Here is a 17,084-nt window from a genome sequence, read left to right as displayed (position 1 = left end):
GCTGGGTTGCGCAGCGACCCCAAAGATTTGAGCAGCAATGAGATCCATGGGGCTGCTGCGCAGCCATCGGGGATAAATCCCCTCGCCACAGGTTGGACCAGTCATTACAGGGGCGATCAATATGACTAGCATGGTCGAAGGCGGGAACACCGGGATCGATCCGCGGCTGAGCTTCGATGACCCGTTACTCGACGGTCTGTTGATCCTCTGCAAACTGCATGGCGCGACGGTGAGTCGCGCCAGTCTGAGTGCCGGGCTGCCCCTGAACAAGCAACGCCTGAGCCTCGATCTGCTGCCCCGCGCAGCGGCCCGGGCCGGGTTGCAGGCGCGTCTGTTGCGCCGCGAACTGAAAGATATTTCTGCGCTGAATCTGCCGATCCTGTTGCTGCTCAAGGATGGGCGCACCGCCGTGCTGCGGCGTTTCGGCGACGACGGCAAAGCGCTGATCCTGCCCAGCGAAGCCGATGGCGGCGAGCAATGGGTCGAGCGTGAAGAACTCGCCGAACACTACAGCGGCCAGGCCTTGTTCGCCCGTCCGCGCCACGAACTCGAAGACTTGCGATCACCGCTGGTGCCGCGGGTCCACGCCTGGTTTCGCGACACCCTGAAGCTGTCGAAATGGCTGTACAGCGATGCAATTCTCGCCAGTTTCCTGATCAACCTGCTGGGCCTGATGGTGCCGCTGTTCGTCATGCAGACCTACGACCGCGTGGTGCCGAATCAGGCCACCTCGACCCTGTGGGTGTTGGCGATCGGTCTGCTGATCGGCACCGGTTTCGAGCTGGTGCTGCGGGTGGTGCGCGCGCACCTGCTGGACACCGCCGGCAAGAAAACCGATGTGATCCTTTCTGCGACGTTGTTCGAGCGCATCACCGGCATGGCGATGAAGGCGCGGCCGGCAACCATCGGCGGTTTCGCCCAGAGCATTCATGACTTTCAGGGCCTGCGCGAATTCCTCACCGCCGTGACCCTGACCAGCCTGATCGACCTGCCCTTCGTGGTGTTGATGCTGGTGGTGATCGGTCTGCTCGGTGGCTGGCTGGTGGTGATTCCACTGCTGGCGTTTCCGATCACGATCATCTTCGCCATGGTGATTCAGGCACGCCTGCGCGACACCGTGCAAAAGAGTCTGAGCCTGGGTGCGGAACGGCAGGCGCTGCTGATCGAAACCCTCGGTGGTCTGGAAACCCTCAAGGCCTGCGGCGCCGAAAGCGAGCGCCAGCACAAATGGGAAAGCACCCACGGCGCCCTCACCCGCCTCGACAGCCACGCACGCAACCTCTCGGCGCTGGCGACCAACGGCACGCTGTTCATCCAGCAGTTCTCCGGGATGGCGACGATTGTCGCCGGGGTCTACAGCATCATCGCCGGTAACCTCAGCGTCGGTGCGCTGGTGGCCAGCTACATGCTCGGCAGCCGCGTACTCGCGCCGCTGGGGCAGATTGCCGGGCTGATCACCCGCTACCAGCAAGCGCAACTGACCATGAAAAGCACCGATGCGCTGATGGGCCTGCCCCAAGAACGCGACGGCAAGCAGCGGCCCCTGGAGCGCACGCAGCTGCAAGGTGCGCTGGACGTCAGCGGCGTGACCTTTCACTACAACGGCCAGAACGCGCCGGCGCTGAGCAACGTCAGCTTCAGCATGAAACCCGGCGAGCGGATCGGCATCATCGGCCGCAGCGGCTCGGGCAAAAGCACCCTGGCGCGGCTGGTGATGGGCTTCTATGAACCCGAGGAAGGCCAGTTGCTGCTCGACGGCCTCGACCTGCGGCAACTGGATGTCGCCGACCTGCGCCAGCAGATCGGTTATGTCGCCCACGACCTGCCGCTTTTGGCCGGCAGCCTGCGCGACAACCTGACCCTCGGCGCGCGCTACATCAGCGATTCACGCATGCTCGAAGTTGCCGAACTGACCGGCGTCACTGAACTGGCCCGGCAGCATCCGCAAGGTTTCGACCGGCCGGTAGGCGAACGCGGCCAGCTACTTTCCGGTGGCCAGCGTCAGGCGGTTTTACTCGCTCGGGCGTTGTTGCTCGACCCGCCGATCATGCTGCTCGACGAACCCACCAGCGCCATGGACAACAGCAGCGAAGACCTGCTGCGTCAGAAGTTGCACGGCTGGGTGCAAGGCAAGACGCTGCTGCTGGTCACCCACCGCACCTCGATGCTGAGTCTGGTGGACCGGTTGCTGGTGCTGGACAACGGCCGGGTCGTCGCCGACGGCCCGAAAGAAGCGGTCATCGATGCACTGCGCAAGGGCCGCGTCGGCTCGGCGGCGGTTTAGTCGATGCAACACAAACCTGTGGCCACCTACTGTCTGTGGCGAGGGAGCTTGCTCCCGCTTGGGTGCGCAGCGCCCACAAGATTTTTGGGGCTGCTGCGCAACCCAGCGGGAGCAAGCTCCCTCGCCACAGGTTCGCGTTGGCTTGGTTTCTCTTGATTGAGGGGTATCGCCGCATGTCAGCTTCATCTTCGAAAGAGCGCGGCTACTTCAACAGTTTCGGCAAAAGCGCCGAAGCCGAGTTCATGCCGGAAACCGCCGGCGCGGCGTTGCAGGATTCGCCGCGCTGGTCGCGGATCACCGTGTGGCTGGCGGCGGCGCTGTTGATCAGTGCGCTGGTCTGGGCCAAGTTCGCCGTGCTTGAAGAAGTGACCATGGGCGAAGGCAAGGCGATTCCGTCGAGCAAGGTTCAGGTGATCCAGAACCTGGAGGGCGGGATCGTCACCGAGATTTTCGTGCGTGAAGGGCAGATGGTGAACAAGGGCGACAAGCTGTTGCGCCTGGATGACACGCGTTTTCTGTCGAACAAGGGCGAGAGCGAAGCCGACCGTTACGCGCTGACCGCGCAAGTCGAGCGCCTCTCCGCCGAAGCCGAGGGCCGTCCGTTCAAACTGTCTGACGAGGTGATCGCCAAGGCGCCACAGGTCGCCGAAGACGAGCGCGCGCTGTACGACCAGCGCCAACGGCGTCTGGCCAGTGAGCAACGCACCCTCACCGAACAGCTGCGGCAAAAGACCCAGGAGCTGGCGGAGTTCCGCTCCAAACAGGGTCAGTACAGCTCCAGCCTGGCGCTGCTGCAGCAAGAGATGAACATGTCGGCGCCGCTGGTAGGCACGGGTGCGGTGTCGCCGGTGGAGATCCTGCGACTGAAACGTAGCGCGGTGGAAATTCGCGGTTCGCTGAATGCGACGACCCTGGCGATCCCTCGCGCCGAATCGGCAATCAACGAGATCAAGAGCAAGATCGACGAATCGGAACAGACTTTCCGCTCCGACGCGGCCAAGGACCTCAATCAGAAACGCACCGACCTGTCGAAAATCACTGCATCGAGCATCGCCATCGACGACCGCGTCAGCCGCACCACCGTGACTTCGCCGGTGCACGGAGTGATCAAGCAACTCAAGGTCAACACCATCGGCGGCGTGGTCCAGCCGGGCAGCGACATGGTGGAAATCGTGCCGCTGGAAGACAACCTGCTGATCGAAGCCAAGGTGCGTCCGCAAGACGTCGCGTTCCTGCATCCGGGCCAGAAAGCCATGGTCAAGTTCAGCGCCTACGACTACACGATCTACGGCGGGCTGAGCGCAAAACTGGAGCTGATCGGCGCCGACACCATCACCGATGACAAGGGCAACAGCTTCTACCTGATTCAGGTGCGCACCGATAAAAACCACTTGGGCGGGGATGTTAAACCGCTGCTGATCATCCCGGGGATGGTGGCGACGGTGGACATTATTACCGGGGAGAAAAGTGTGCTGGATTACCTGCTTAAACCGGTGCTGAAGGCGCGGACCGAGGCGATGCGTGAGCGGTAGGCATTGTTGAGAGTTGCGGTGATTGATCCGACGCCTTCGCGAGCAAGCCCGCTCCCACAGTTGGAATGCATGCCCCTGTGGGAGCGGGCTTGCTCGCGAAGAGGCCCGCACCAACACCCATTATTTTGAATGATTACGCTGAAAAACCTCCTCCCCCATCGCCGCAATCTGCCCCTCGATCAACGCCTCGAACGGTTTGAGCAACGGCGCAAACGTGGTCGGCGCTTCAAGGGTTTCCAGCGCCTGCACAATCGCCTCGATCGTCGACAACGCCCCCGGCCCCGGTGCCTTGCGCAACCGATAGCGCGACACCCCGCCTGCGGCCAGCGTCACCCGTGGCAACGCCGCCAGCAACGGATTGAGATGGAGCATCTTGCGCGCCTTGCGCCAGGTGCCGTCCGGCACCACCAACAGCAGCGGTTGGTCAGACTCGCGATAAGCCTGCAACGGCTGCGCATCGTCGGCGGGAAACAGCAACCGCGCCTGATACCCCGGCCGGTTGAGCAGCACGGGTAAATCCTCGAACACCTCGCCGACAATCAACTCGGCATTGGTCAAACCCAGCGCCGCCAGTCGCGCGGTGTTGAGTGCGTGATTGACCTCACTCGGATGCTGCAACAGCAACACCCGAGTGCGGCTGTCGAGGTTCGGGATCAGCGGGCACAGGCAATGGGTTTGTGGGCGCAGGCAGCGCGGGCATTGGGGTCTGGACATGGTTTTTACGCCTGATTCAACTGCGCTTTAAGCAGATCACGGAACGTCTGGATCAGCGGCTCGCGGCTGCGGCCCCGGCGCATGATCATCGAGAACGGCGCCTGATAACCGAAAGTCGCCGGCAGTAACACGCGCAAGTCGCCCTTGTCGGCCCAGGCCTGCGCGTAGTGCTCCGGCAGGTAACCGATGTAGGCACCAGAGAGCACCAGAATCAGCTGCGCTTCCATACTTTCCACGGTCGCCGCGCTGTGCTTGAAACCATGGCGCGCCAGCTCCGCCTGACTCCAGTAACCACGGCCGACCATGCGCTGCTGAGTGATGACCTGCTCGGGAATCCGCCGCTCGTTGAACAGCGGATGCCGGCTGCTGCAATACAGCCAGTGCTGCTCGCGGTACAGCGGCATGTAGACCAGACCGCTCATGCGCGTGGAGAACGCACCGATGGCCAGATCGAGACGGTTGTCCTGCACGCCGAGTTGCAGTTCGTAAGGGCTCATCACCGACAGGTGCAAATGCACCGCCGGGTGTTCCTGGCTGTAGGCGCCGATGGCTTCGGCGAACGGCAAGGCCTTGTCGCTGACCGTGGAGTCGATCACCCCGAGATTCAGCGTGCCACGCAGTTCGCCCTTGAGCGCGGCGGCGTATTGCTCGAAACCTTCGAGCTCGGCCAGCAGGCGCAAGGTTTCCTGATGGAACAGCTCGCCCTTGCTGGTCAGGCTGAACCCACCCCGCCCGCGATGGCACAGCACCAGACCGAGCGCAGCTTCGAGCTGGCTCATGTAGGTGCTGATCGCCGAGGTCGAGAGGTTGAGTTCCTGCTGCGCATTGGCAAAACCCTGATGCCGGACCACGCTGACGAAGATGCGCAATAGTTTCAGGTCGGGTAAAGCGTTGGCCATGTCTACTCCGGGCTTTGGAACTGCGTTGTCTGTTGCCCCCCTCACCCCAGCCCTCTCCCCGAGGGAGAGGGAGCTGATCTCCAGGGCTTTCAAATCCTGAGTTCGACTCGATTTTTCAGGTCGATGCAGATTCCGCTGACAACTCTGTCGGCCCCCTCTCCCTCCGGGAGAGGGTTGGGGTGAGGGCAGCAATGTTCAGCCAGGCATGAATCCCGAAACCGCAGAGTCTAATCCGCCCGCCCACATTAGTTTAGAAAAATCTGAACTAAGTTTTTGCCCGTAGCGATTCTTCCCCCGCACTACATTTCGCAGAATCGGCCCCACAGCGGCGCCCGAACCTGTGTTCAACGGCGCGCCGACATAAATAAAACAAAGACGATGAGGCCCTACCCGTGGACAAGATTCTTCACCAACCACTGGGCGGCAACGAAATGCCGCGCTTCGGCGGCATCGCCACCATGCTCCGACTCCCCCATGTACCGACCGCTGCCGGCCTGGACGCTGCCTTCGTTGGCGTGCCCCTGGACATCGGTACTTCGCTGCGCCCCGGCACTCGCTTCGGGCCGCGCGACATCCGCACCGAATCGGTGATGATCCGCCCGTACAACATGGCCACCGGCGCTGCGCCCTTCGACTCGCTGTCGGTCGCCGACATCGGTGACGTGGCGATCAACACCTTCAACCTGCTCGACGCCGTACGCATCATCGAAGAAGCCTACGACAACATCCTCGAGCACAACGTGATCCCGATGACCCTGGGTGGCGACCACACCATCACCCTGCCGATCCTGCGGGCGATTCACAAGAAGCACGGCAAGGTCGGTCTGGTGCACATCGATGCCCACGCTGACGTCAACGATCACATGTTCGGCGAGAAAATCGCCCACGGCACAACCTTCCGTCGCGCCGTCGAAGAAGGTCTGCTGGACTGCGACCGCGTGGTGCAGATTGGTCTTCGCGCGCAGGGCTACACCGCTGACGACTTCAACTGGAGCCGCGATCAGGGTTTCCGCGTAGTGCAGGCCGAAGAGTGCTGGCACAAGTCGCTGGCACCGCTGATGGCTGAAGTGCGCGAGAAAGTCGGTGGCGGTCCGGTGTACCTGAGCTTCGACATCGACGGCATCGACCCGGCCTGGGCGCCTGGCACCGGCACCCCGGAAATCGGGGGTCTGACGACCATTCAGGCGATTGAAATCGTTCGCGGCTGTCAGGGCCTCGACCTGATCGGCTGCGATCTGGTAGAAGTCTCGCCCGCTTACGACACCACCGGCAACACCTCGCTGCTGGCCGCCAACCTGCTGTACGAAATGCTCTGCGTACTGCCTGGCGTGGTCCACCGCTGAGGGTTCGGCCATGAACGAACGTGATCAGGTGTTGAAAGCGGCTGCCGATCTGGTGTCCGCCTTCGCTCGTAACGATCGCGAAGCTTATTTCGGCGCGTTCAGCGCCGATGCAAGTTTCGTGTTTTACACCCTCGAACAGCCGCTGCTGTCGCGCGATGCCTATCAGGCGTTGTGGGACAGCTGGCGCGCCGAGGATGGCTTCGAAGTGTTGTCGTGCACTTCGAGCAACGCTTTCGTCAGCCTGCAAGGTGACGTGGCGGTGTTTGTCCATGACGTGGCCACCGAGCTGCGCATGCAAGGGGAGCAACATTTCAGCCAGGAGCGCGAGACGATTGTTTTCAAGAAACAAGCGTCGAGCCTAGAACAACAAGGCCATTGGCTGGCCTGCCATGAACATTTGTCCGCAATGCCGGAAGGGCTGCCACCCCCTTAGCCAAAACAGGTGACGCTCACGCACGATGAGCGCGCCTTTATGATCGGAGCTGATCATGAATAACAACAACAAAGCCAACGACCAAAGCCTTACGCAAATTGAAACCCACGGGGTCGAACAGATCCCGGACCACGAACGTACCGCAGGCCCGACGGACTTGTTCCGGATGATCTTCGGTGGTTCGAACACCTTTGCCACCGCCGTGCTCGGCAGTTTCCCGGTGCTGTTCGGCCTGTCGTTTCAGGCCGGCGTCTGGGCGATTGTGGCGGGCGTGCTGCTCGGCTCGCTGATCCTCGCACCGATGGGCCTGTTCGGTCCGATCAACGGCACCAACAATGCCGTGTCCTCCGGGGCGCACTTCGGCGTGCACGGGCGGATCGTCGGTTCGTTCCTGTCGCTGTTGACCGCCATCGCGTTTTTCTCGCTCTCGGTGTGGAGTTCGGGGGATGCGTTGATCGGTGGGGCGAAACGCCTGATCGGCCTGCCGGAAACCGACCTGACCCTGGGCCTGGCCTACGGTCTGTTCGCGATTCTGGTGCTGACCGTGTGCATCTACGGCTTCCGCTTTTTGCTGTGGGTGAACAAGATCGCGGTGTGGAGCGCCAGCCTGTTGTTCCTGCTGGGCATCTTCGCCTTCGCCGGTCCTTTCGACGTCAACTACGCCGGCACCGTGAACCTCGGGCAACCGGGCTTCTGGGCGGCGTTCATCGGCGCGGCGCTGGTCGCGATGAGCAACCCGATTTCCTTCGGTGCATTCCTCGGCGACTGGTCGCGCTACATCCCGCGTGACACGTCCAAGCAGCGGATCATGGCCGCTGTGGTGCTGTCGCAGATCGCCACGTTCATCCCGTTCCTGTTCGGCCTGAGCACCGCGACCATCGTCGCGATCAAGGCGCCGGACTACATCGCGGCGAACAACTATGTGGGTGGTCTGTTGGCGGTATCGCCGAGCTGGTTCTTCCTGCCGGTGTGCCTGATCGCGGTGATCGGCGGCATGTCCACCGGCACCACCTCGCTGTATGGCACCGGGCTGGACATGTCCAGCGTGTTCCCACGGGTGCTGTCGCGGGTCAAGGCAACGTTGCTGATCGGCGTGCTGTCGATTGCCTTCATCTTCATCGGACGCTTCGCGGCGAACCTGGTGCAGAGCGTGTCGACCTTCGCCGTGCTGATCATCACCTGCACTACCCCGTGGATGGTGATCATGATCATCGGCCTGCTGGTGCGTCGCGGCTTTTACTGCCCAGATGACCTGCAAGTGTTCACCCGTGGCGAGCAAGGTGGACGCTACTGGTTCAACCACGGCTGGAACTGGCGTGGTCTGGGCGCGTGGATCCCGAGCGCGGCGGTCGGCCTGTGCTTCGTCAACCTGCCGGGGCAGTTCGTCGGCCCGCTGGGCGAGATGGCCGGCGGCATCGACATCAGCCTGCCGGTGACCCTGGGGCTGGCTTCGGTGGTGTACCTGACGCTGCTGAGCCTGTTCCCGGAACCGCGCGAAGTGTTCGGGCCCACGGATGCCCGCAGCCAAGGCGTAACAAAACCTGAACTGCGTCAGGCCGCCTGACGCAAATCCCCTGTGGGAGCGAGCTTGCTCGCGAAGACCTCAGCACACTCAACATTGAAGTGACTGACAGACCGCCTTCGCGAGCAAGCTCGCTCCCACAGGGAACTGAATTCCGCCTCACATAAAAAAGACAATCGGAGACACGCCATCATGGCTTTGGATTTATTCGTCGTCCTCATCTACGCCGCCGGCATGCTTTTGCTCGGCTACTACGGCATGCGCAAGGCCAAGACCAACGAGGATTTTCTGGTCGCCGGGCGTAACCTGGGCCCAAGCCTGTACATGGGCACCATGGCCGCGACCGTGCTCGGTGGTGCATCCACCGTCGGCACCGTGCGTCTGGGCTATGTGCACGGTATCTCCGGTTTCTGGCTGTGCGCCGCGCTGGGTTGCGGCATCGTCGCGCTGAACCTGTTCCTCGCCAAACCGCTGCTGAAACTGAAGATCTACACCGTTACCCAGGTTCTGGAAAAACGCTACAACCCGATGGCCCGCTCGGCGAGCGCGGTGATCATGCTGGCCTACGCGCTGATGATCGGCGTGACCTCGATCCTGGCGATCGGCACCGTGCTGCAAGTGCTGTTCGGCCTGCCGTTCTGGATCTCGGTATTGCTCGGCGGTGGCGTGGTGGTGATCTACTCGGCGATCGGCGGCATGTGGTCGCTGACCCTGACCGACATCGTCCAGTTCATCATCAAGACCGTGGGCCTGATGTTCATCCTGTTGCCGATCTGCCTGTACCGCGTCGGCGGCTGGGACGAACTGGTGCTGAAGCTGCCGGCAGCGGCGTTCAACTTCACCACCATCGGCTGGGACACGATCATCACCTACTTCATGATCTACTTCTTCGGCATCCTGATCGGTCAGGACATCTGGCAACGGGTGTTCACCGTCAAGACCGCCAAAGTCGCCCAGTACGCCGGCAGCATCGCCGGTATCTACTGCATCCTCTACGGCCTGGCCTGCGCGCTGATCGGTATGGCTGCGCACGTGCTGATCCCGGATCTGGACAACGTCAACAACGCCTTCGCCGCCATCGTCAAACTGTCGCTGCCGGACGGCATCCGTGGTCTGGTGATCGCCGCAGCTCTGGCAGCGATGATGTCCACCGCCAGCGCCGGCCTGCTCGCCGCCGCCACCACCTTGACTGAAGACCTGCTGCCGAAACTGCGTGGCGGTAAACAGTCGAGCCTGACGATCAACCGCCTGTTCACCTTGCTGACTGGTGTCGTGGTACTCGGCATCGCGCTGGTGGTGAATGACGTGATCAGCGCCCTGACCCTGGCCTACAACCTGTTGGTGGGCGGCATGCTGATCCCGCTGATCGGTGCAATTTTCTGGAAACGTGCGACCACCGCCGGCGCCATCGCCAGCATGGGCCTGGGTTTTGCCACCGCGCTGCTGTTCATGTTCAAGGACGGCCTGGATGCGAACACGCCGATCTACTACAGCCTTGCGGTAGGTCTGGTGAGTTTTGTGGTGGTCAGCCTGGTCTCCCCTCGCCCGGCGACGGTGGCGAGTGCGATCTAAGCTCTGATGTAACGACTTGATGCTTTCTTCGACGGGTGTGGCGTCGGTTGCCACACCCGTTTTTTTACGTCTGGAGAAAATGGCTTATGAAGATCGTTTCGCGCGATCAGTGGTTTGAGGTTCTGAATTTGAGCGATGGCATCCGGCTGATCCATGAACCGTATATTCGACCGTTCTACCGCTGCAACCTGTGGCATGTTCAGGGCCGCGACAAAGACTTGTTGCTGGATAGCGGTTCGGGATTGGTCAGCCTGCGCGAGCAATTGCCGTGGATCACCGAACGGCCGCTGGTGGCTGTTGCCAGTCACTGCCACTTCGACCACATCGCCGGGCATCACGAATTCGCCGAACGCCTGGTGCATCGCGCCGAGGCCGACATTCTTGCCGCGCCGGATGGTGAGAACGACCTGAGCCGCGCCTTCGTCGGCGATGACATGTTCGACGCGCATCCGGACTGTCCGCTGTGCTACGCCGAATACCGGGTCCAGGCTGCACCGGCCACCGGGTTTGTCGAGGATGGCGACGTGCTGGATCTGGGCAACCGCACGCTGCAAGTGCTGCATACGCCGGGGCATTCGCCGGGCGGGATCAGCCTGTATGAAGCAGCGACGGAAACCCTGTTCAGCGGTGACATCATCTACGACGGGCCGTTGATCGAAGATGCCTACCACTCCAATCTCGATGACTACGCCGCCAGTCTGCGGCGCTTGCATGCGCTGCCGATCCGCACGGTGCATGGCGGGCATTTCGGCAGTTTTTCCGGCGCGCATTTACGTTCGATGATTGACGAATGGCTGCGCCGACACGCTTGAGGCCTGCTGTAATCAGTCAAAACAACAACGAAACTGTCTGCCATGAGAAGAGCTGCCGTGCGTGCTGCCGTGCACCGATACATTCAGCGCCTGCTGGACTCCCGCGAATTCAACGACGACACCAGCCTGGTGCAATTAGGGCTGGAGAAGGCAGATATCGAGGATCTGATCTTTCATCTGGAAGATGAGTTCGGACTGACGGCGTTCACCGCCGAAGAGGATCACATGCTCAAGACCGCGAAGACCGCGAATGACCTGAGTCGATTTTTGCTAGAGATTGGAAGGCATTGAGAGGGTTTGCAAAATACAACCATCAGGGTGAGCTGAAACCCTGTGGCGAGGGAGCTTGCTCCCGCTGGGCTGCGAAGCAGCCCCAACAACATTCAGCCCGGTTGTGCCAGACGGACCTTGTTCAGTGAACCTTACGACTGCTGCGCAGCCGAGCGGGAGCAAGCTCCCTCGCCACAACAAGCGTCACTCACATTGAGTCGTACTTACCGCCGACGCTGCTGACGCCGGCGCTGTTCGTCATCGGTGCGGATCGGTACGGGTTGCAGAGGCGGTTCGATCAAGCCGAGGGCAACACCCAAATCGTGCAGCCAGTTCTGAATTTTCTCTTTCATCGTCATGCCCCCTTCAGGGTAGTGCTGAGCGGCCGGAATTCTGAGGCCGCTTCGCACTGATAATAGTCCTAAGTCCTACGCAATGCTCGGCCAAATCCGCAATGATCTGTTACTGAATTGAACAGAATTCGGATCGATTGGTTCACGCCGTCTGCCGGGTTTCACTGGATACCACGGGATAGAGCGCTTGCTGCTGTTCAATCCAGGCATTGAGGTTGGCCCCGACCATGCCCTTGCGCCACATGAGCCATGTTGTCGCACTGGCAAACGGCTCGGCCAACGGGTGCACCGCGACACTTTCGCGCCCGGGCAGACTGGCCAGCATCGACTCCGACATCAGCGCCACGCCGCTGCCGGCAATCACACAGGCGAGCATGCCCTGATACGACTCGATCTCCATCGCCCGGCCCATCGCCGCCTGATAGTGGACAAACCACGCCTCCAGTCGCGCGCGATAGGCGCAGCCATGGCGGAAAGTGAACACCGCCCTGCCCTCGACCTCTTTGGCGCTGCGGATCGGCGGGTGATCGGCTTCGCTGATCAGCACCAGACGCTCGTCACACAGCGGCACGCCGTCGATACCGGCCAGTTGCGGCGGACCGTCCACCAGCGCCGCATCGAGACGCCCGGAGACCAGGCCTTCAAGCAACTCACCGCTGGGCCCGGACTGCACTTGCAGATTCACCGCCGGGTATTGCTTGTGATAGCGCGCCAACAGCGCCGGCAAATGGATCGCTGCGGTGCTGTAGAGCGTGCCGAGGACGAAATCCCCGGCCGGTTGCCCGCCCATCACCGCCGCACTGGCCTGATCGCGCAGGGCGAACAGTTTGCCGGTGTAGTCCAGCAGGACTTTTCCCGCAGGCGATAACTGCAAACGCTGACGCTCGCGGACGAACAGTTCGACACCCAATTGCTCTTCCAGCTGTTTGAGCCGGGTCGACAGGTTGGATGGCACCCGGTGCAGACGCTCGGCGGCGCGGGTGATCGAACCTTCCTCGGCCACTGCCTGAAAGATCCGCAATTGGCTGAATTCCACAACCATTCTCCATTACAGAACAAGTTACTCACTATTATTCAATTTTAAAGAAAGTCAATCGGTTCTAGCCTGACGGTCATTGCTCCTCCAAAGGAATCCCGACCATGTCGCCACTGATTCGCTTATCCGCCTGCTTCGTCGCCCTGATGATGGCCATGGGCATCGGGCGTTTCGCCCTCACCCCGCAACTGCCGCACCTGCTCAGCGAAGGCCAGGTCGACCTGACGGCCGCCGGTCTGATTGCCGCGGCCAACTACTTCGGCTATCTGCTGGGCGCGGTGGATGCGATGTTCGCCCACCGTCCGCAGCAAGTGCAGCGCCGGTTGCATGGCGGGTTGTGGCTGTGCGTGCTGCTGACCCTGGCGTCGTTCTGGGCCAACGGCTTCTGGGCGCACTTGTTGCTGCGCTTCGGCACCGGGGTGGCGAGTGCCTGGGTGCTGGTGATGATCACGGCGCTGAGTCAACCACTGGCAGCGGCGGCAGGCCGGCCACGACTGGGTGCGCTGGTGTTCGCCGGTCCGGGGCTGGGGATTTTTCTTACAGGGTTGCTGGCGCTGTTCTCACATCTGCTGAACCAGACGTCTGCTACGTTGTGGCTGATCTATGCCGCCGTGGCATTGGTGATGTTGTTGAGGATCGTGCGGATCCTGCCGCAACCGGGCGAGCACACGCCGGTCGCCACCCTCAACGTCAGCCATGCGAATCGCGGCATCCCGCGACTGGCGGCGGTGTATGCGCTGTACGGCGTGGGTTACATCATTCCGGCGACGTTCCTCTCGCAGATGGCCAACGCGCAGTTTCATGGGCAATGGCAGGCCGATCTGTTCTGGCCGTGCTTCGGCCTCGGCGCCGCCATCGGCGTATTGCTGGTGAGTCTGCGTCGCCACGACCCGAACACCACACGGCACTGGCTGACCGCCACCCTGTGGTTGCAGGCGCTCGGGGTCTTCGCCTGTCTGTTGGGCAGCGGTTATGGCCTGGCGCTGGGGGTGATGTTGTGCGGCATGCCGTTTCTGGCCTGCATGCAACTGGTGATGCAACGTTCGCGAGAACTGGCGCCCCACACCACCCAACGCAACGCCGGGCTGCTGACCGCGTGCTTCGCCGTCGGCCAGCTCAGCGGCCCGTTGCTCGCGGCACTGAGCAGCCATTTCAGCGGCGGTCTGCAACCGGCGCTGATCATTGCCGGCAGCGGTCTGCTGATTGCCGGCGGGCTGGCGCTGCAATCGGTCAGTGCTGGCCGAGGGCTTTGCGCAAACGCCGACGCACCCACTGCTCAGCGCTGACAAAGGTGATGCCGAGCAACACCAGCACCGCGCCGATGACGAAGTTAATGCTCAATTCTTCACCCAGCAGCACCACGCCAAAGGTGACACCGAACAGCGGCGTCATGAACGAAAACACCGCCAGATTGGCCGCCAGATAGCGTCGCAGCAGCCAAAACCAGGTCAGGTAACTGAAGAACGACACCACCAGACCCTGGAACAACACGCTGGCCACCGCCACGGTGGTCAGGCTGACGTGAGTGATCTGGCCGCTGAACAGCGCGATCAACAGCAGGCCGACGAAGCCGACGATCAATTGATAAAACAAGGTCAAGGTCACCGGCGCTTCCGATAGCCGCGAAGCGCGCACCACCACAGTGGTCGCGCCCCAGCAGGCACCGGCAATGACCCCGAACGCATCGCCCAGCAGCATGCGCCGGTCGAGGTTGTCCCACGACACGCCGCCAGCGAAGGCAATCGCGATACCGATGAACGCGAGCAGAATCCCCAGCCATTGCAACGGGCGCAGACGCTCGCTGGCCAACAGGAAATGCACACCCAATGCAGTGAAAATCGGCGCGGTGTAGAGGAACACCGACATGTGCGCGGCAGTGGTCAACTGCAGGCCTTCGGCGATGAAGAAGAACTCCAGACCGAACAACGCACCGGCCAGCAGTCCGCCGCGCCAGGTGTTGCCGACCTGATCCCAACCACCCTTCCAGCACAGCAGCAAACCCACCAGCAACGCGGAAATCCCCGAACGCCCGGCCGCCTGCATCACCGGCGCGATGTCCGGCGCGGCCCACTTGATCATCACTTGCTGCACGCCCCAGATCAGGCACAGGCCGATCATCACCTGCAGGGCAAAACCGTCGGCATTGCGCCGCTCGACACTCACCGCAACACCTCGAACACACACAACATGGCAGCCATCCGCTGGTCGAAAATCTGTGTCGGGGATTATCAATCACTCGGGCAGAAAAAGCCGTCTGAAAAAGACTTTGTCTGCGTCAGTAACGTCAGCGGTGAATGGCTGTCGGCTGCGCCGCCATTCGCGAGCAAGCCCGCTCCCACATTAGAACGCATTCCCCCTGTGGGAGCGGGCTTGCTCGCGAACGCGTCGGCCCAGACAACCAGGATTACCCAGCTGACCTCACAAATCGCTTCGCAGCCAGGAAACCGACCGTGCAGGCAACAGCCGTCGCAAACGCCCCCCACGCCCAATCCATCAAGCTCACCTGCACCGACCACCCGCGCAATGTCGCCCAGTTGGTCAAGTCATAAGTGCCGTACGCCACCAGCCCCAACAACGCGCCCATGCGTGCCGCGCGTTGCCAGCTCAGCGCCGGCAACACCACAAACTGCACACAACCGAAAACATACAGGCAATAAAAAACCGCTGCCGGTAACAGCAGCGGTTTTTCGAGCATCAGCGAACCGAGCAGCTCGCGGTAGGTTGGCGCCATCAATACGCCGAGCCAGATGCCATCGAGCAACAGAAACGCCACCAGTGTGGCGCCATAGGCAATCAACGCTTTTTTCATTTAACCGACCTCAAGTGAGCCCATGCAACATGGGCTACGCGAGGCTCAGGTTAGTTCAATGCGATCGGCGTGAATGACGATCTTGCCTTCCTTGTACAGCGAACCAATGGCCTTCTTGAAGTTGCCCTTGCTGACCCCGAACATGCTGCTGATCAGCGCCGGATCGCTCTTGTCGCTGATGGCCAGCGTGCCGTTGCTTTCGCGCAACTTGGCGAGGATCTTCGAGCTCAGGCTGCTGGCCGCTTCCTGACCCACCGGTTGCAGGCTGAGGCTGATCTTGCCGTCGGCGCGCACTTCCTTGATGTAACCCTTCTCGCGCATGCCGGAACGCATGAACTTGAAGATTTCATTCTTGTGGATCAAGCCCCAGTGCTTGTTGTTGATGATCGCCTTGAAGCCCATGTCGGTGGCTTCAGCCACCAGCAGATCAACTTCCTGCCCGGCGCTGTAGTTGGCCGGGGTCTTGTCGAGGTAGCGATCCAGACGTGCGGTCGCGGTGATGCGGCGGGTGTGTTTGTCGAGGTAGACGTGCACCACGCAATATTCACCAGCGGTCATCTGCCGCTTCTCTTCGGAATACGGCAGCAACAGATCCTTCGGCAGACCCCAATCGAGGAACACGCCGATGCTGTTGATTTCAACAACTTTCAGACTGGCAAATTCGCCGACCTGAACTTTTGGTTTTTCAGTGGTAGCGATAAGTTTGTCATCGCTGTCCAGATAAATAAAAACGTTGAGCCAGTCTTCATCTTCGCTGGGAATATCTTTAGGGATATAACGGTTAGGCAAAAGAATTTCGCCGTCCGCACCGCCGTCCAGATATAAACCGAAGTTAGTGTGTTTAACCACTTGCAAACTGTTGTAACGCCCGACTAAAGCCATTTTCCAAAACCCTCATTGCGTGGCGGCATTCTACCCGGTTTTACCGGTTTCGTTCGCTGGCTGAGCAACCCGCTCGAGAAAATCCACGGGACACCTTGATTTTCCTGGGTCTCGCACGGTCGGGCTGCCACTCGTCTGACCAGCGCAGCACCGGCCGCGCCATTTCGCGCAGGATGTTTTCACTGATGGCAAATAAATGTTCTTATTTAAAACAGTGGCTTAGGTGGATATTTCGAATAATTAATCGAGAATAATCCACCCACGCGCCCAGTTATTCCCGGGGATATTTATCAAGCAATTGTCAAGTTATTCCTGTACGATGCCTGGCCGAGTTACTTTTCTACAGGTTAATGGCCGCCATGCGTGTAAAAGCATCCACCAGCAAAGCAAAGCCAGCTCCAGCCGTTGAAACCAGCGAATCGATCAACGATCAAATCGCAGCGTTCCTCAAGTCCGGCGGCGAAATCCAGCAAATTGCCAAAGGCGTCAGCGGCCAGACGTTCGGTCCGTCCAAGCAGATCAGCCTGGGCAAGAAGTAACACCCGGTAATACACCCGTCCTGAGGCGCTTTGAGTTTCGAAGCGTCTGGACTGGCACCCGCGCAATACCCTCCATTCTGTTAA

Annotated in this window: 17 protein-coding genes; 10 read left to right on the top strand and 7 right to left on the bottom strand. The window is 61.0% G+C overall.

Annotation, left to right across the window (positions count from 1 at the left end):
• The first annotated feature begins 121 nt into the window (after positions 1 to 121).
• Together V9L13_RS28160 and V9L13_RS28155 are read left to right on the top strand one after the other, a co-directional pair.
• The gene (locus V9L13_RS28160) at positions 122 to 2,284 is read left to right on the top strand and encodes a type I secretion system permease/ATPase (RefSeq protein WP_338801092.1); all 2,163 of its coding nucleotides are present in this window, start codon (positions 122 to 124) and stop codon (positions 2,282 to 2,284) included.
• Between the two features lie 173 nt (positions 2,285 to 2,457).
• Positions 2,458 to 3,816: an HlyD family type I secretion periplasmic adaptor subunit gene (locus tag V9L13_RS28155; protein ID WP_003222719.1), complete on the top strand. Its 1,359-nt coding sequence runs from the start codon at positions 2,458 to 2,460 to the stop codon at positions 3,814 to 3,816.
• 120 nt (positions 3,817 to 3,936) lie between these two features.
• On the opposite strand, the gene V9L13_RS28150 is transcribed toward V9L13_RS28155, so the two are convergent.
• Both V9L13_RS28150 and V9L13_RS28145 read right to left on the bottom strand, forming a co-directional pair.
• The gene (locus V9L13_RS28150) at positions 3,937 to 4,530 is read right to left on the bottom strand and encodes a DTW domain-containing protein (RefSeq protein WP_338801091.1); all 594 of its coding nucleotides are present in this window, start codon (positions 4,528 to 4,530) and stop codon (positions 3,937 to 3,939) included.
• 5 nt (positions 4,531 to 4,535) lie between these two features.
• The gene (locus tag V9L13_RS28145) at positions 4,536 to 5,429 is read right to left on the bottom strand and encodes a LysR family transcriptional regulator (protein WP_007956593.1); all 894 of its coding nucleotides are present in this window, start codon (positions 5,427 to 5,429) and stop codon (positions 4,536 to 4,538) included.
• Positions 5,430 to 5,821: 392 nt separating this feature from the next.
• Here V9L13_RS28145 and speB point away from each other — a divergent pair, with 392 nt between their 5' ends.
• From speB to V9L13_RS28115, 6 genes are all read left to right on the top strand, one after another.
• Complete coding sequence (gene speB, locus V9L13_RS28140; RefSeq protein WP_003222717.1) at positions 5,822 to 6,772, top strand: agmatinase; 951 nt, start codon at positions 5,822 to 5,824, stop codon at positions 6,770 to 6,772.
• Positions 6,773 to 6,782: 10 nt separating this feature from the next.
• Entirely contained in the window at positions 6,783 to 7,205 is a 423-nt protein-coding gene (locus V9L13_RS28135; protein WP_003222716.1) for a nuclear transport factor 2 family protein, read from the top strand.
• 55 nt (positions 7,206 to 7,260) lie between these two features.
• A complete protein-coding gene (locus tag V9L13_RS28130) occupies positions 7,261 to 8,769 on the top strand; it encodes a cytosine permease (protein WP_103521712.1) in 1,509 nt (502 codons plus the stop codon).
• A gap of 150 nt (positions 8,770 to 8,919) precedes the next feature.
• The gene (locus tag V9L13_RS28125) at positions 8,920 to 10,299 is read left to right on the top strand and encodes a sodium:solute symporter (protein ID WP_338801090.1); all 1,380 of its coding nucleotides are present in this window, start codon (positions 8,920 to 8,922) and stop codon (positions 10,297 to 10,299) included.
• Between the two features lie 86 nt (positions 10,300 to 10,385).
• On the top strand, positions 10,386 to 11,111 hold the full coding sequence (locus V9L13_RS28120) for an MBL fold metallo-hydrolase (protein WP_338801089.1): 726 nt from the start codon (positions 10,386 to 10,388) through the stop codon (positions 11,109 to 11,111).
• Between the two features lie 42 nt (positions 11,112 to 11,153).
• Positions 11,154 to 11,402 carry a hypothetical protein gene (locus V9L13_RS28115; RefSeq protein WP_003222713.1) on the top strand — a complete coding sequence of 83 codons (249 nt, stop codon included), beginning with the start codon at positions 11,154 to 11,156 and terminating at the stop codon, positions 11,400 to 11,402.
• Between the two features lie 203 nt (positions 11,403 to 11,605).
• Here the strand turns inward: V9L13_RS28115 and V9L13_RS28110 are convergent, their stop codons facing one another.
• A complete protein-coding gene (locus tag V9L13_RS28110) occupies positions 11,606 to 11,734 on the bottom strand; it encodes a PA1414 family protein (protein ID WP_007914492.1) in 129 nt (42 codons plus the stop codon).
• A gap of 142 nt (positions 11,735 to 11,876) precedes the next feature.
• Entirely contained in the window at positions 11,877 to 12,770 is an 894-nt protein-coding gene (locus V9L13_RS28105; RefSeq protein WP_338801088.1) for a LysR substrate-binding domain-containing protein, read from the bottom strand.
• Between the two features lie 104 nt (positions 12,771 to 12,874).
• Here V9L13_RS28105 and V9L13_RS28100 point away from each other — a divergent pair, with 104 nt between their 5' ends.
• On the top strand, positions 12,875 to 14,056 hold the full coding sequence (locus tag V9L13_RS28100; RefSeq protein ID WP_338801087.1) for an MFS transporter: 1,182 nt from the start codon (positions 12,875 to 12,877) through the stop codon (positions 14,054 to 14,056).
• Here the strand turns inward: V9L13_RS28100 and V9L13_RS28095 are convergent.
• From V9L13_RS28095 to V9L13_RS28085, 3 genes are all read right to left on the bottom strand, one after another.
• Positions 14,001 to 14,933, bottom strand: a complete 933-nt coding sequence (locus V9L13_RS28095) for a DMT family transporter (protein WP_103486557.1) — start codon at positions 14,931 to 14,933, stop codon at positions 14,001 to 14,003. The genes V9L13_RS28100 and V9L13_RS28095 overlap by 56 nt on opposite strands.
• Positions 14,934 to 15,174: 241 nt before the next feature.
• The gene (locus V9L13_RS28090; RefSeq protein ID WP_103521471.1) at positions 15,175 to 15,579 is read right to left on the bottom strand and encodes a DUF2177 family protein; all 405 of its coding nucleotides are present in this window, start codon (positions 15,577 to 15,579) and stop codon (positions 15,175 to 15,177) included.
• Positions 15,580 to 15,624: 45 nt separating this feature from the next.
• Positions 15,625 to 16,461, bottom strand: coding sequence for a S1-like domain-containing RNA-binding protein (locus tag V9L13_RS28085; protein WP_003222709.1), 837 nt, complete (start codon positions 16,459 to 16,461; stop codon positions 15,625 to 15,627).
• A gap of 350 nt (positions 16,462 to 16,811) precedes the next feature.
• Here V9L13_RS28085 and V9L13_RS28080 point away from each other — a divergent pair, with 350 nt between their 5' ends.
• Positions 16,812 to 17,000, top strand: a complete 189-nt coding sequence (locus tag V9L13_RS28080) for a hypothetical protein (RefSeq protein ID WP_016985943.1) — start codon at positions 16,812 to 16,814, stop codon at positions 16,998 to 17,000.
• Positions 17,001 to 17,084: the final 84 nt, after the last annotated feature.

The sequence above is a fragment of the Pseudomonas sp. RSB 5.4 genome (genome assembly GCF_037126175.1).
Lineage (GTDB): Bacteria > Pseudomonadota > Gammaproteobacteria > Pseudomonadales > Pseudomonadaceae > Aquipseudomonas > Aquipseudomonas fluorescens_H.
This window is presented reverse-complemented; position numbering and strand designations above follow the sequence as displayed.

Coding starts and splice junctions, on each gene's coding strand:
- V9L13_RS28160 (WP_338801092.1), top strand. CDS start 122: ATGACTAGCATGGTCGAAGGCGGGAACACCGGGATCGATCCGCGGCTG.
- V9L13_RS28130 (WP_103521712.1), top strand. CDS start 7,261: ATGAATAACAACAACAAAGCCAACGACCAAAGCCTTACGCAAATTGAA.
- V9L13_RS28080 (WP_016985943.1), top strand. CDS start 16,812: ATGGCCGCCATGCGTGTAAAAGCATCCACCAGCAAAGCAAAGCCAGCT.
- V9L13_RS28145 (WP_007956593.1), bottom strand. CDS start 5,429: ATGGCCAACGCTTTACCCGACCTGAAACTATTGCGCATCTTCGTCAGC.
- V9L13_RS28085 (WP_003222709.1), bottom strand. CDS start 16,461: ATGGCTTTAGTCGGGCGTTACAACAGTTTGCAAGTGGTTAAACACACT.
- V9L13_RS28100 (WP_338801087.1), top strand. CDS start 12,875: ATGTCGCCACTGATTCGCTTATCCGCCTGCTTCGTCGCCCTGATGATG.
- V9L13_RS28150 (WP_338801091.1), bottom strand. CDS start 4,530: ATGTCCAGACCCCAATGCCCGCGCTGCCTGCGCCCACAAACCCATTGC.
- V9L13_RS28110 (WP_007914492.1), bottom strand. CDS start 11,734: ATGAAAGAGAAAATTCAGAACTGGCTGCACGATTTGGGTGTTGCCCTC.
- V9L13_RS28090 (WP_103521471.1), bottom strand. CDS start 15,579: ATGAAAAAAGCGTTGATTGCCTATGGCGCCACACTGGTGGCGTTTCTG.
- V9L13_RS28120 (WP_338801089.1), top strand. CDS start 10,386: ATGAAGATCGTTTCGCGCGATCAGTGGTTTGAGGTTCTGAATTTGAGC.
- V9L13_RS28155 (WP_003222719.1), top strand. CDS start 2,458: ATGTCAGCTTCATCTTCGAAAGAGCGCGGCTACTTCAACAGTTTCGGC.
- V9L13_RS28125 (WP_338801090.1), top strand. CDS start 8,920: ATGGCTTTGGATTTATTCGTCGTCCTCATCTACGCCGCCGGCATGCTT.
- V9L13_RS28115 (WP_003222713.1), top strand. CDS start 11,154: ATGAGAAGAGCTGCCGTGCGTGCTGCCGTGCACCGATACATTCAGCGC.
- V9L13_RS28135 (WP_003222716.1), top strand. CDS start 6,783: ATGAACGAACGTGATCAGGTGTTGAAAGCGGCTGCCGATCTGGTGTCC.